The sequence below is a fragment of the Mycobacterium sp. genome (assembly GCF_004298145.1).
Taxonomy (GTDB): domain Bacteria; phylum Actinomycetota; class Actinomycetes; order Mycobacteriales; family Mycobacteriaceae; genus Mycobacterium.
In genome coordinates, this window is sequence record NZ_SCRH01000040.1 from 92,422 (window position 1) to 105,412 (window position 12,991).

12 protein-coding genes, 4 tRNA genes and 1 pseudogene are annotated in these 12,991 nt (G+C 65.1%); 4 read left to right on the forward strand and 13 right to left on the reverse strand.

The window, feature by feature from the left end:
• Positions 1–3: 3 nt before the first annotated feature.
• The 13 genes from EPN51_RS16665 to EPN51_RS16725 all read right to left on the reverse strand — a co-directional run bounded on the left by EPN51_RS16665 (position 4) and on the right by EPN51_RS16725 (position 11,760).
• Positions 4–1,527 (reverse strand): aldehyde dehydrogenase family protein, encoded by a 1,524-nt coding sequence (locus EPN51_RS16665; RefSeq protein ID WP_293044536.1) that lies wholly within the window; start codon positions 1,525–1,527, stop codon positions 4–6.
• Positions 1,524–2,375 (reverse strand): SDR family NAD(P)-dependent oxidoreductase, encoded by an 852-nt coding sequence (locus EPN51_RS16670; RefSeq protein WP_293044538.1) that lies wholly within the window; start codon positions 2,373–2,375, stop codon positions 1,524–1,526. The genes EPN51_RS16665 and EPN51_RS16670 overlap by 4 nt, the downstream gene beginning before the upstream one ends.
• A 311-nt stretch (positions 2,376–2,686) precedes the next feature.
• Entirely contained in the window at positions 2,687–3,886 is a 1,200-nt protein-coding gene (locus tag EPN51_RS16675; RefSeq protein ID WP_293044540.1) for a TetR/AcrR family transcriptional regulator, read from the reverse strand.
• The gene (locus EPN51_RS16680; RefSeq protein ID WP_293044542.1) at positions 3,886–5,427 is read right to left on the reverse strand and encodes a long-chain-fatty-acid--CoA ligase; all 1,542 of its coding nucleotides are present in this window, start codon (positions 5,425–5,427) and stop codon (positions 3,886–3,888) included. Before EPN51_RS16680 ends, EPN51_RS16675 begins: the two co-directional genes overlap by 1 nt.
• A 25-nt stretch (positions 5,428–5,452) precedes the next feature.
• Entirely contained in the window at positions 5,453–6,601 is a 1,149-nt protein-coding gene (locus EPN51_RS16685) for an acyl-CoA dehydrogenase family protein (protein WP_293044543.1), read from the reverse strand.
• Between the two features lie 9 nt (positions 6,602–6,610).
• Positions 6,611–7,438, reverse strand: a complete 828-nt coding sequence (locus EPN51_RS16690) for an SDR family oxidoreductase (RefSeq protein WP_293044545.1) — start codon at positions 7,436–7,438, stop codon at positions 6,611–6,613.
• Positions 7,439–7,457: 19 nt separating this feature from the next.
• On the reverse strand, positions 7,458–7,868 hold the full coding sequence (locus EPN51_RS16695) for a MaoC/PaaZ C-terminal domain-containing protein (RefSeq protein WP_293044546.1): 411 nt from the start codon (positions 7,866–7,868) through the stop codon (positions 7,458–7,460).
• The gene (locus tag EPN51_RS16700) at positions 7,865–8,323 is read right to left on the reverse strand and encodes a MaoC family dehydratase N-terminal domain-containing protein (RefSeq protein ID WP_293044547.1); all 459 of its coding nucleotides are present in this window, start codon (positions 8,321–8,323) and stop codon (positions 7,865–7,867) included. Before EPN51_RS16700 ends, EPN51_RS16695 begins: the two co-directional genes overlap by 4 nt.
• Before the next feature lie 2 nt (positions 8,324–8,325).
• The gene (locus EPN51_RS16705) at positions 8,326–9,513 is read right to left on the reverse strand and encodes a lipid-transfer protein (RefSeq protein ID WP_293044549.1); all 1,188 of its coding nucleotides are present in this window, start codon (positions 9,511–9,513) and stop codon (positions 8,326–8,328) included.
• 321 nt (positions 9,514–9,834) lie between these two features.
• Positions 9,835–10,674 carry an enoyl-CoA hydratase/isomerase family protein gene (locus EPN51_RS16710; RefSeq protein ID WP_293044551.1) on the reverse strand — a complete coding sequence of 280 codons (840 nt, stop codon included), beginning with the start codon at positions 10,672–10,674 and terminating at the stop codon, positions 9,835–9,837.
• An 89-nt stretch (positions 10,675–10,763) separates the two neighbouring features.
• Entirely contained in the window at positions 10,764–11,057 is a 294-nt protein-coding gene (locus EPN51_RS16715) for a hypothetical protein (protein ID WP_293044553.1), read from the reverse strand.
• Between the two features lie 30 nt (positions 11,058–11,087).
• Positions 11,088–11,534 (reverse strand): hypothetical protein, encoded by a 447-nt coding sequence (locus tag EPN51_RS16720; protein WP_293044554.1) that lies wholly within the window; start codon positions 11,532–11,534, stop codon positions 11,088–11,090.
• A 154-nt stretch (positions 11,535–11,688) separates the two neighbouring features.
• Positions 11,689–11,760: transfer RNA gene (locus EPN51_RS16725), tRNA-Val, on the reverse strand.
• Positions 11,761–11,941: 181 nt separating this feature from the next.
• Between EPN51_RS16725 and EPN51_RS16730 the strand changes: the two genes are divergently transcribed.
• The 4 genes and pseudogenes from EPN51_RS16730 to EPN51_RS29040 form a co-directional block, all read left to right on the forward strand.
• A tRNA-Gly gene (locus EPN51_RS16730) sits at positions 11,942–12,014 on the forward strand.
• Positions 12,015–12,042: 28 nt separating this feature from the next.
• Positions 12,043–12,116 (forward strand) — tRNA-Cys (locus tag EPN51_RS16735).
• Positions 12,117–12,130: 14 nt separating this feature from the next.
• Positions 12,131–12,205: transfer RNA gene (locus EPN51_RS16740), tRNA-Val, on the forward strand.
• Between the two features lie 438 nt (positions 12,206–12,643).
• Positions 12,644–12,871 (forward strand): annotated as a pseudogene (locus EPN51_RS29040) (hypothetical protein); the annotation flags it as partial.
• Positions 12,872–12,991 lie beyond the last annotated feature (120 nt).

The following is a 12,991-nucleotide window of genomic DNA, read 5'->3' on the forward strand; positions in this document are numbered from 1 at the left end:
GGCTCAACCGCGCGGACGGCGACGCGCCGGCAGGATGCGGGCGACACCTCGTCCGGTGATCAGCCGCAGTATCCGGACGGCCAACTTATGTCGCTCCGCGGTGTAGGGATACCAGAGCAACTCGCGTTCGGCCACTTGCACGCGGGGAACCGTGATCGCTTGCTGCCGAGTGTATTTGCGCACGCCATCGGCTCCACCGAACCGCGCTCCGACTCCGGACTCCTTCCACCCGGAATGGGGAAGTGTGAAGTTGAACAGGTTGGACATCGCGTCGTTGACGTTGACCGCACCAGCCTCGAGGCGGCGGGCCAGCTCGACCCCGCGGGCGACATTTGCAGTCCAAATGGTTGCGGACAGACCGTAATTGGATTGGTTAGCCAGATGGATCGCCTCATCGGCGTCGCCAACCTTCATGACCGGGATGGTCGGGCCGAACGTTTCTTCCCGCATACAGGCCATCGAGTGGTCGACGTCGACCAGAACGGTGGGTTCGAAGAACGTTCCGCTGACTCCCGGCGCACCGCCAACCGCAGCCGTCGCGCCGCGCTCGATCGCGTCGGCGACATGGTGCGCGACGATGTCGCGCTGCGCCGGGGTGGCCAGCGGTCCGATGTCGAAACGACAGTCCCGGTCGTCGGGACCCTGCCGCAGTTCGCGCATCCGTTCGGCCAGACGGGTGACGAACTCGTTGTAGATGGGTGCTTCCACGTAGACACGTTCGATCGACACGCAGACCTGTCCGGCGTTGAATAACCCACCCCACATGACGCCTTCGACGGCGCGGTCGATGTCGGCGTCGGCCAGCACGATCGCCGGGTCTTTGCCGCCCAGTTCCAGGCTGTAGGGAATCAGCCGCGACGCGGCGCGCGCAGCGATGACCCGACCGGTGCGGGTGGCGCCGGTGAATTGGATGAAGTCGGCGTGGTCGACGACCGCAGCGCCGGCATTCGAGCCGCCGGTGAGCACGTCGAACACCGCAGGCGCGCCGATCTCGGCCCAGCCGCGCTGCAATTCCAGCGCCGAAAGTGGAGTTACCTCCGACGGTTTGAGCGCCACCGCCGCACCGGCGACCAGTGCGGGTGCGGCATCCATGACCGGCATCGCAAGGGGAAAATTCCACGGGGTGATCACGCCCACCACTGGGTAGGGCCGGTAGACGGTCATCAGCCGCTTGGTCAATCCAAGCGGGCCGTGCGGCCTTCGGGCACCATCGCGGAGGAACTCCACGGCATGCCCGGCGAAGTAATTGATCATGTCGGCCGCCAACAGCGGCTCCAGACCGGCCTCGGCGCGCGGTTTCGCGGTTTCAGATTGCAGGACATCGGCGAGTGACTGCTGGTGGTCGAGGAGCCACTCACGCCACCGTGACAGCCACCGGGCACGCGCGCGGGGGCCGATCTTCTCCCAGCCAACCTGCGCTTCACGCAACCTTGCGAGTCGCTGCCGAACTGCGGCCGAATCCATGTCGACTATTGAGCCGACTACACGTCCGTCCGCCGGGCAGGTGACGGTCAGCGAAGCCGTCATTCCTCGCCTCCGAAAATGCGGCGCCGGTACCGTTCCCGCTCGATGGGATCGGCCTGGACGTATGCGCGATCGCTGCCGGCGATGCGGTCCGCCCAACGCCGCAGCCTCGCCGGCATCAGCGACATCGCCAAAATCAATGCCCCCAGGCGGCCCGGCACCGTGACGCGAAACTTGCCGCGGCCCAACGCCCGTAGCATCGCGGCGGCGATGTCGTCGGGGTCGACGGTCGAGACCCGCCGCATCCATCCTGGCATCGAGGCGCCCGCAGACAACTCGGTGCGCACCACGCCGGGCAGCACCACAATGACGGCCACGCCGTGCGCGCGCATCTCTGCGGCCAGGGCCTCGCTGAAGCCGAGCACCGCGTGCTTGGTGGCGCAGTAGGTCGCCACCCCCGGGAAACCCCTAACCCCGGCCAGCGACGCTACGTTGATGATGATCCCGCCGCGGCGGGGCACCAGCCGGTTCACCGCCTCCCGCGAGCCGGTGATCACCCCGCGCAGGTTGACGTCGATAATCCGATCGGTGGTTGCCAAGTCCTCGTCGAAGAACAGGCCGGTCGGCATGATGCCGGCGTTGTTCACCAGTACATCCAACGGCCCCAGCGCAGCCTCAGCCTCATCGAGGAAGCGTCCGAAGGAGCGTGGATCGGTTACGTCTAGCGCTAATCCGAGAACCTGAGCTCCGGTGGCGTTGCGGATTTCTGCGGCGGCCTTTTCCGCCAGTTCGGCGTCGAGATCGCCAATGACCACCCGGGCACCGGATGCGGCGAACGCGGCCGCACTGGCCCGACCAATGCCGCGGGCACCCCCGGTCACGGCCACGGTCTTGCCGCGAACATCCGTCATCTTCCAGTTCGCCATCCGCGCCCTCTCGGAATAAGTGAATCGCCACTAGCTTCAAGTTAAGAGACTACGGCCGGGAAATGCTTGTCGTCAAGCCATTAAAACCCGAGCTAAGTGAACATGCGAATACCGCATCAGATCCGTGGGCACGGTAGGATTCCGCGATGCCATTGCAGTCCAACCGTTTGCCGATCTCCTCGACACCGGTTTTGCGGGAAGAGCTCTGCCGCGCGCACCATGTCAGCTTCCGAATGGCGGAATTTTGGTAGCGCTCGCAAAACCACGCTGCGCCAACCGTATTCGGTGACCGATTCCTAGGCCGGTACAGGACCCAACGGTCCGGCCAGCAGAGCCACCGCGATATCGGCCACCACCGCTTGGACTCCGGGCAATGTGCGCAACCGCGGGATCACGACCACGTCGTTGATCATGATTTGAGCCGCCTGCACCCGGATGCGTGCTTCGGTGATCGTCCAACCGGAATGGAGTTGGCGTGCAAGGTGGACCCATTCGTCGATGTAGGCGCGTTGGGCGTTCCTGGTGCTTCGGCTGTCCGATGCCGAAAGATGCGCTCCCTCGGTGAGCAGGATTTCGACTATATCGGGGTTCTGGAAGGCAAAGCGCTGGTAGCTGAGCACCACGCGGTGCAGGGCTTGGACCGCATCGGGCGCATCGGCGACGGCACGGTTGAAGTCCATCCATAGCCATTCGTTGCCACGGAACATCGCCGCCGCCAGGATGTCGGTCTTGGAGGCGAAGTGGTTATAGACGCTGGGCCCGGCGATGCCGACGGCGGCACCGATGTCGTCGACGCTGACCCCGGAGAAGCCCTTCGCGGCGAACAGCGCGGCAGCAGCGGACAAAATCGCTTCGCGTCGGGAACGAGCGACCCCGGCCACGCGCGACTCCCCGGCATCAGCCCCCCGCAACTCGGCCCCGGCATTGAGCGGCACCGCGATCAGCTCGGCCATAAGCGTCGAAAATCCTGGCTCGGGAACCGAAAGACTATGGAAGGAAACGCTATTAGCGATTCCCAGCGCACACCATGCCAGCACGTCAGCCTGCACCGGATCCAGGCCGGGTCGCCGACTTCGAATATGTTGGGCGAGCCGCTTGCCGATCCGCCGGGCGACCTGGTGCAGCCGTTTGCGGTCCTGTGCCATCAGGTGACGGCCTTCGCGCCGCCACAGCACACCGACAGTGCGCTGATCGAGCACTATGCGGGCCAGCACCGCAGCCACGTCGGCGGAGGCATCGGCTGCCTGCAACGCCTCGTCCAAGACGCCGAGCGCGTCTCCGATGACCGTTGCCAGTAGTGCCTGCTTGCCACGGAAATGCCGGTACAACGCCGATGGGCCGACCGCCACCGCGTCGGCGACGTCACTCATCGAGACATTGCCGAATCCTTTGTCGCAGAACAGACGGGCCGCCGCGTCGATGATCAACCGGCGTCGATTAGGGGGCCGCGTTCCCCGCGCGGGAGGGCTGGACCGGGATTGCTGCGGGTTACTCACTATCGGTTGCCGCTAGGGCTCCGATAGCATTCGCGCAGCTCACGTTTGAGCACCTTACCAGCCCCGGAAACCGGCAGGTCGCTGACGAATTCCATGCTGCGCGGTACCTTGTACCCGGCGATGAGCGCTCGGCAGTGCTCGCGTAGCGATTCTTCGGTCGCCTCGCTGCCGAGTCGCAGCACGACGACGGCGTGGACCCGCTCGCCCCATCGATCGTCGGGCACCCCGATGACCGCCGCGGCGGCGACCGCGGGATGGCCGGCGAGGGCATTCTCGACTTCTGCGGAATAAACGTTCTCGCCGCCGGTGATGATCATGTCCTTCATCCGGTCGATGATGAACAGGTAACCCTGTTCATCCATCCGCGCCATGTCGCCGGTGTGCATCCAGCCGTCGCGAACCGTCGCCGCGGTGTCGTTGGGCCGGTTCCAGTAACCGAGCATGACGTTGTCACCACGCACTACCACTTCCCCGATGTCGCCGGTCGGCACTTCGTTGCCGTCGGCGTCGACGACCCGCACTTCGACGTGGGGCAGCGCGCGGCCGGCGGATCGTTGCAGCGCCGGCTTCGCATGGTCGCAGGCCGGCAAGAAGGTGGCCGCGGGTGCCAGTTCGGTCATCCCATAGGCCTGCGCCAATCCCGCTGTGGGAAAGGCCTTGACGGCACGCTCGATCAGGGCTTCGGGGATCGGTGAGGCGCCGTAGGTGAGCTGGCGCAGCGAGCTCAGGTCGCACCCTCCGGTGTCCGGGTGGTCGATGAGCATCTGGATCATCGTCGGTACCAGCAAAAGGTCGGTGATCCGATGGTCGCCGATCACCTTGGCCACCCCACCGGGGGTGAACGACGGCACCATCACATGGGTCGACCCGGCGACGTTGGCGGCGATCCACATGCCGATCGCCGCCAGGTGAAACAACGGCGCGGCGTGCAGGACTCGGCCCTTGTCCGTGACGAACCGGCCGGTGGCCAGGCTGCCCAGCGCCGACGTCATCACGTTGGTGTGGCTGAGCATCACGCCCTTGGGCCGCCCGGTCGTGCCACCGGTGTAGAAGACGCCGAACAGCGCATCCCCGCCGCGTCGTGCGTCGGGGACGGGCGGCGAGCCGGCGAGGGCCGATTCATAGTCCACCATCCCCAAAGGACACTCGCCCTCATCGCAGTAGACGATGGTCGACAGCTCGGCGCCCGCGGCGCGCAACGCGGGGATGGCCGCGACGAACGCGTCGTCGACGAACAGCACCGTGGTCTTGGATTCCTGTAGCGAATAGGCGATTTCCGCCGGATTCCAGCGGATATTCACCGGGTTCACCGCCGCGTCGGCCCATGGCACCGCGTAGAGATATTCGTGGTAGCGGTCGGAGTTCAGGCCTAAATACGCCACCCGGTCGTCGCGGTGAACACCGAGAGCCCGCAGCGCCCCGGCCAGCCGCGCGATGCGGTCCGTGGACTGGCGCACCGTGTACTGGCGGTCGCCGAACACCGTCAACGTCGTGTCCGGGCATTGCTGCAGCATGCGATGCAGTGACTGCGTTAGATACATTCCGCCTCCCGTGCCGCGGCTCCGGTCATAACGAACGCGCGACCAGTTCTTTCATGACCTCGTTGGTGCCGCCATAGATCCGTTGAGCACGCGAATCCGCGTACATCCGCGTGATCGGATATTCCAGCATGTAGCCATATCCCCCGAATAGCTGCAGGCAGCGGTCGATGACCACACATTGCATGTCGGTGACCCAGGACTTCGCCATCGACGCCGTTACCGCGTCGAGCTCACCGCGCAGGTGCTTCAGGATGCAGTCGTCGACGAACGTTCGCGCGACTTTCGCGATGGTAGCGCAATCGGCGAGCTCGAAGCGCGTGTGCTGCAGGTTGATAAGGGGCGCCCCGAAAGCGGATCGCAGTTTTGTGTAGGCGATGGTTTCCGCGACGGCGCTCTCCAGCGTCGAGATCCCCACGATCGCCACCACTAGGCGCTCGTGGGCGAGCTGCTTCATCGCGTAGGCGTAGCCGGCGCCCTCCTCGCCCAGCAGATTGGCGGCGGGGACGCGCACATCGTCGAAGAACAGCTCCGCGGTGTCTTGAGCCTTCATTCCAAGCTTGTCCAGCACCCGATCCACCCGGAACCCCTGCGCGCCAGCGGTTTCCAGGACCAGCAACGAAACACCCTTCGCCCCGGCCGATGGGTCGGTCTTGACCACGAGCACGATCAGGTCCGCGCTGGCACCGTTGGATATGAATGTTTTGGATCCGTTCAATCGGTAATGATCGCCGTCACGGATCGCGGTAGTGCGCAGAGCTTTCAGGTCGGAGCCGCCGTCAGGCTCCGTCATCGCAATGGCACCGATGTATTCGCCCGTCGCCATCTTCGGCAGCCACCGCAGCTTTTGCTCTTCTGTCCCGTAGGCGAGCAAATAGTGAGCGACCACACCGCTGTGCACCTGGTTTCCGAATCCGCTGTCGCCGCACTCGGCCTGTGCCTCGAAGATGGCGAAATCGTGTGCCAGCGTTCCGCCGCCCCCGCCGTACTCCTCTGGAATCGATGCGCACAGCAGCCCCAACCGGCCTGCGGCTAACCAGAAGTCCCGGTCGACGTGCTTCTGTCGCTCCCATCGTCCCCGGTTCGGAACGGCCTCGATCGCGAAGAATTTGGTCGCCATCTCCTTGAGGCCGGCAACCTCGTCGTCGACCCAGGGCGAACGGTGCTCGCTGCCCACGGCGTTCCCCTAAATGCTCAGGCCGCCGCCGCAGACCAGGGTCTGCGCGCTGATGTAATCCGACTCGGGACTGCACAACAGATAGACCGCCCCCGCGGCTTCGGTGGGGGTGCCGGCCCGCCCCAACGGGATCATCTGTTCCATCGCGGCGAGCAGACCCGGGTTGACACCGACCTGAATCTCTTTGCCCTGCACGGTGATCGTCCCGCCACCCGCCGGTGTCTCGGTGAGCCGGGTCTTGATGAGCCCGAAGGCCACCGCGTTCACGGTGACGTTGTAGCGTCCCCACTCCTTGGCCAGGGCCTTGGTCAGGCCGAGGATACCGGCCTTGGCCGACGAGTAGTTGGCCTGCCCGACGTTGCCGCCCACACCGGCCAGCGACGAGATGTTGACGACCTTGCGGCATGGGACTGGGTCGCCGGATGCCTTGGCGCGCTTGACGAGTCCACCGATGACCGGCTGCGCAGCCCGCAAGATGTGAAACGGCGCCTTGAGATGTACATCCAGGATCGCGTCCCATTGTTCGTCCGTCATCTTCTGGATCACCGAGTCCCAGGTGTAGCCCGCGTTGTTGACGATGATGTCCAGACCGCCGAAGGTGTCGACGGCGGTCTGCACGAACCGCTCCCCGAAGCCGGCGTCGGTGACGCTGCCGATACAGGTGGCGCCTTTGCCGCCGGCCGCCTCGATGGCGGCGATCGTCTCGCCGGCGGGTTCGGCGTCGAGATCGTTCACGACGACGTGAGCCCCATTGGAAGCCAGTTTGACGGCGATCTCGCGCCCGATCCCCCGGCCCGAACCCGAAACGATCGCGACCTTGCCATTCAGAGTCCCCATGTGTAGCAGTACCTTTCGGTTAGACGGCGACGACGGCGTCGCCGGCGAGGGTGGTGGTGCCGTCGGGAAGCCGCACGGCCAGTTCGATAACGGCTCGCCGTTCGCCGTCGACGTCGTCGACGCGGGTGATCCGGCCGGTGCAGGTGGGTTCACCGTGCACCGGCGTGATCGCGGCGAAGCGGACGCGGTAGGAGCGGATCCGCTCCTGGGGAACCCAATTCGTCAGCATCCGCCCCAGATAGGCCATCGACAACATCCCGTGCGCGAAAACGTCCGGCAGGCCGGCCGACCGGGCGAGGTCGATGTCCACGTGAATCGGGTTGTGGTCACCGGAGGCCCCGGCGAACAACGCCAGTGTGAGCCGCGAGATCGGGTCGACCCGCAGCGGTGGTAATTCGGTCCCGACTTTCACGGTTTCGGTTGGAATCATGCTGTCACTCGCGGGTTTTGGATGACGATGACGGATCGCAGTCCGGCGACGTGTATCCCGTCGGCGCGGGTGATCGAGGTGTCTTTGACGACGAACTCCAGCGCGCCGCCCTTCTTGGTGTACACATCGGTGATACACGGGCTGGCGACGAGTTCGTCACCGGCATAGGCCATGGCGTGATAGGTGAACGACTGCTCGCCGTGCAGGACCATCCGCAGGTCGACGCCCAGCGACGCCAGGAACACGAAGGGGTCGGGGTTTTCCAGTTCGACCGTGAACAGGAAGGTGGGCGGCACCGGAATGTCCGGATGCCCGGCCGCTTTGGCGGCATCGAGGTCGGTATAGATCGGGTCGGCCTGTCCTATCGCCTTGGCGAAGAAGCGCAGCCGTCCCCGGTCGACCGGCAGCGTGGTGTCGGGCAGCGCCGTGCCGATCACGCTCTTGTCGATCGCCACGCTCAGCTCACCTTCTCGTAGAGGGTCACCACGGCCGCTCCGCCGAGGCCGATGTTGTGCTGCAAAGCCACGTTGACATCGTCGACCTGGCGTCCCCCCGCCTGCCCACGCAGCTGCCACACCAATTCAGCGCATTGGGCGAGGCCGGTGGCCCCGAGCGGATGTCCTTTGGACAGCAGTCCTCCCGACGGGTTCGTCACCACCCGGCCTCCGTAGGTGTTGTCACCATCAAGAATGAACTTTTCCGCGGTGCCTTCCGGGGTCAGCCCGAGAGCCTCGTAGGTGAGCAACTCGTTGGCGGTGAAGCAGTCGTGCAGTTCCACGACCCGGATGTCTTCCGGTCCGGCACCCGAGGCCTCGTAGACCTGATCCGCGGCGGCCTTGGCCATGTCATAGCCCACGATTTTGATCATGTCGGCTTCGGCGAAGGTGGACGGAAAGTCCGTCGTCATCGCCTGGGCCTTGACGGCGACCTGTGGCGATAATCCGTGCCTGCGGGCGAAATCCGTGCTGACCAACACCGCGGCGGCGGCACCGCAGGTCGGTGGGCAGCACTGCAGCCTGGTCAGTGGTCCGTAGATGTGCGGCGATGCCAGCACTTCCTCGACGGTCACCCCGTCCCGAAAGACCGCGTAGGGGTTGTTCTTTGCGTGCCGGCGCGCCTTGACCGAGATCTGAGCGAACGTCGCGGGGTCGGTACCGTGCTCCTCGGCGTATTGACGGCCCGCCCCGCCGAAGTACTGGGCCGCCATCGGCGCGGCGTCATCCCACCCCTGTGCGGCGCGGGTGGCGTCGTCGAAGCGGGTGAACGGACTAGAGCGGTCGGTCCACATGGGCCCCAGCGCGCCGCGTTGCATCTGCTCGAACCCCAACGCCAGGACACAGTCGGCCGCACCCGTCTCGACGGCCTGCCGCGCCAACCACAGCGCCGTCGACCCGGTGGAACAGTTGTTGTTGACGTTGATGATGGGGATGCCGGACTGTCCCAGCCCGTACAACGCGGCCTGTCCCGATGTAGAGTCTCCGTACACATAACCCACATAAGCCTGCTGCACCGACGAGTACTCCACCATGGCGTCGGCCAATGCAGCCCGTGCCGCATTTTCGGCCATTACCTGGTATGGCTCGGTATGACTGGGGGTGGAGAAGGGAATCATCCCAACGCCGGCCACCATGACGCGATGAGTCATGCTCCTCCATCTCGTACCTAGGCAATATTCACTTATGTCTAGCAGATGACAGGGCCGGAAGGCAAGAGCCAGTCGCGGCCATCGCATGGTCGACGCTCAATCATCCGGGCCGACAACGCATCCCGCAGGAACGGGATCCGGTCACCCACGTCAGCGAGGTGCCTTCCCCGTCTTGAGTACTTCGTTAAGACCCAGGCCTGCCGGAGCGCGGCGTGATGCAACTGATGGGCTACGGGCGGCGTGAGAGGCCAAACACGGCAGCAGATGCCAGCGTGGGAAGTATTGGCTGCCGGTCCATGAAAAGTCCGTTAGGCAAGCGCGTTACAGCCGTCCCTCGACGCGCAGTTCCGGATGCACCCAATCGGGTGAGCGGCGTTCCTTGAACGAGCGGAAGCCTTCGATGGCCTCGGCGTCGGACAGGCTGGCGGTCATGCCGATGCGGTCATAGAGGCCCAGGTAGGTGTCGATGCTGGACTTGATGACGCCGCGGGCGCGCGGTGCGGTCCGACAGCATTGCGCGAGTAGGTCTTTCGCCGCGTCCAGCAGGCCTTCGTGCGGCACCACCCGGGTGACCAGACCCCAGTCGAGGGCTTCGACCGCGGTCAGCACCCGTCCGGTGAACATGAGGTCGCGGGTGCGCACCGGCCCGATGACGCGGGTGAGCATCTGGCTGTAGTAGGTGTCGGCGTAGCCGCGGAACAACTCGGGCACCCGGAAACTCGCCCGATCGCTCACCACCGACAGGTCGCTGCACAGCGCGATCTGGAATCCGCCGCCCTGGCACAGGCCGTTGACGGCGGAGACGATCGGCTTGGCGGAGGTGCGCACCGCGTCGAACGGCGTCACGTCCATGCCCAGCGCGGACCCGAAGGTGATCCAGTTGTCCTCGCCTCCCCCGCCGCCCATGTCGCCGCCGGGCGCGAAGACGTCTCCGGTTCCGGTGAGCACCAGCCCCGCCAGATCCGGGTCCTCGTTGAGACGTCCCACCGCATAACGGATTCCGAAGTACATCGCCGGACTCAGGGCGTTGCGCGCTTGAGGGCGGTCGATGGTGCACACCGCGATCGGCCCCTGACGCTCGAAGCGCAGGTATGGCGTGCCCAGCCAATCCCCGTCGGGTGGGCGGGGGGTGCTCTGCGGTGTCGGGGGGTTGTGCGCCACGGGACTCCTCTCGGGTCGGCGCCGCCACGGATGCGCCGCGCCGCGATCCCGCTACTGTAGCTCTTACAGTATCCGTGGGGCCGGGCCGCCTACACGTACGGCAGCGTGACCATCTCGGCGGTCGCGGATACATCGGCGACCACCGTGGCGAGTTTGGCCTGCAGGGCGGACGTGGCCTCCCCCACCGGCTTATCGCAGAATCGGCAGAGCGCCGTGAAGTTTGGCTGCTCGTCCTCGTCGGGCCAGAACCGGCGCGGCCCCACCTGGGCCCCCGGGTCGAACTGCACCGCCTGATGCGGGGCGTCTTTGAGGATCCTGCCGACGGGATGACTGTGCGGGCATTCGAGTTTCAGCATGCCGATGCCCTCTTGATTCCCGACCATGGTCCACCGTCCTCTCTGGTGCGCGCCTAATCATCGCAGGATCCGCGCGAGCTTGCGCCATCGCCGATGCCGGTGGCGAAACATGAGCCGAACGAAGGCGCGGGTCAGCAGCCCGTGCAGACCGTCGTCGGTTTCGATCTCGTCGGTATAGCGGCAGCTGCGCTCGTCGATGGGTTCGAACGTGAGGCGGTGATTCCAGGTGTGGACGGGTCCGCCGTGCTCGTTGGTGTAGATCTCGGTCGGCTCGAGTCGCTTGATGGTGAGGTGATGTGTCCAGGCCGGGATTACACCGAACCACCAGAACCGCGCCGACCCCTGGGTGCCGACCTCGATGCGCTCGGGGACATCGAGCCGGTAAACCCGCAGCACCGGGCTCAGCACATGCCGCATCAGCTCGGGTTTGCGCGCCAGCGCGGACGCGGTCTGCGCCGGGATCGGCAACTCGGTAGTTAGGGTTACCTTACTCACGCTGTTCATCGTGGCTCAGCGGGTGCGATCAGGCAAGAGCGGTGATGTTCGGAGGCGGCGGCGCTCATCGGCCTGGTCGCCCACTTATCTCGCCGCGGCGCGAGAGGGGCGCGAGAGGGTGAGTCGCTACGGCCAGACGCTTTGTCGACCTGCCTTGACCTTGTGGTCCCGGCTGGGATCGAACCAGCGACCTTCCGCGTGTGAAGCGGACGCTCTCCCACTGAGCCACGGGACCGGCGCCGAGATGGCGAACGACGTCGAAGATTAGCACGAGCCAGACCCCGACAATACCGGCCGAATCATTGGCAGGTACGACGCGATAGCCTAGAGACGGCTCATACCAAGAAATTTGTATGTGCCCGCTCACGTGGACTATCGTCGTGCTTCGCACCGGGCGACGATCTCGCCCGTGGCGCGCGGATGTAGCGCAGTTGGTAGCGCATCACCTTGCCAAGGTGAGGGTCGCGGGTTCGAATCCCGTCATCCGCTCGAAGGTGCAAGTGGCGTGGATCCCAACGGTGGAGTGGCCGAGTGGTGAGGCAACGGCCTGCAAAGCCGTGCACACGGGTTCGATTCCCGTCTCCACCTCCAAATTTCGGTTCCCGGCGCGATTAGCTCAGCGGGAGAGCGCTTCCCTGACACGGAAGAGGTCACTGGTTCAATCCCAGTATCGCGCACCAGCATCGCTGCAGCTCAAATATCGTATTTAGCTATACAAAGTTCGCGGCGGGACCTCAACAGGACCTGATTGGGCGAGAGCGTTCCCGACCAAATACCACGCCGGTCAATCACGGCTGTCTCGGCACGAGATGGCGATCCCTACACCGCACTAGGTTGCCGGCAGTCGGTCGCGCGTTCCGTTGGGCGAGATCGAGCAGAGACCCGACGAACACGATGGCCGATGGAACATGTGGCGCTCACCCAACGCCGTCATCTCGCCAATCCTCCACAGCGACGCCTGACCTTGTGAATCCTGCGGAAAGAAACCGGTCACAGTGAGCAGGTGCCCGACCGTCTCCCATCGCGCCTCACCTGCACCTCCTCCTCGTGCGGTCGCCCATGCGGTCGCGTGCTGTAAGTAAATAGTGTCCGCCCGATGGTCGGCTTAAGATCGCGAGATGGGATCGGACGGACGGCAGGTCGTTCTGAACCAGCTGGCCACGACGGCGATTCACTGGCAGGGCCTGGGCGCCCAGCTCACCGCGACCACGCCACCGCCGCCAGGGCAACCATTTCAACCCACCACCGCCGCGGTCAGCAGTATCAACGCAAGGATCCGCACGGATGCAGCAGCATTCGCAACTCGAACCCAGGAGACTGCTGGCCAGGTGACTAAGGCCGCAGCCTGTCGGCTCCGGTTGAATCCTGAGCAGCCTGCTCCGGTTGAAAAGTGAGCAGGTTTACGTACTTGAGTCTGCCTGACGATCGGCTTCCACGGAGGGCAGCGACTCGATTGCGGTGTGTTT

What these genes read in the sequence shown, in the direction of transcription:
- EPN51_RS16665 (WP_293044536.1), bottom strand. Translation starts at nt 1,527, where the DNA reads ATGACGGCTTCGCTGACCGTCACCTGCCCGGCGGACGGACGTGTAGTC.
- EPN51_RS16670 (WP_293044538.1), bottom strand. Translation starts at nt 2,375, where the DNA reads ATGACGGATGTTCGCGGCAAGACCGTGGCCGTGACCGGGGGTGCCCGC.
- EPN51_RS16680 (WP_293044542.1), bottom strand. Translation starts at nt 5,427, where the DNA reads ATGTATCTAACGCAGTCACTGCATCGCATGCTGCAGCAATGCCCGGAC.
- EPN51_RS16690 (WP_293044545.1), bottom strand. Translation starts at nt 7,438, where the DNA reads ATGGGGACTCTGAATGGCAAGGTCGCGATCGTTTCGGGTTCGGGCCGG.
- EPN51_RS16695 (WP_293044546.1), bottom strand. Translation starts at nt 7,868, where the DNA reads ATGATTCCAACCGAAACCGTGAAAGTCGGGACCGAATTACCACCGCTG.
- EPN51_RS16705 (WP_293044549.1), bottom strand. Translation starts at nt 9,513, where the DNA reads ATGACTCATCGCGTCATGGTGGCCGGCGTTGGGATGATTCCCTTCTCC.
- EPN51_RS16715 (WP_293044553.1), bottom strand. Translation starts at nt 11,057, where the DNA reads ATGGTCGGGAATCAAGAGGGCATCGGCATGCTGAAACTCGAATGCCCG.
- EPN51_RS16720 (WP_293044554.1), bottom strand. Translation starts at nt 11,534, where the DNA reads ATGAACAGCGTGAGTAAGGTAACCCTAACTACCGAGTTGCCGATCCCG.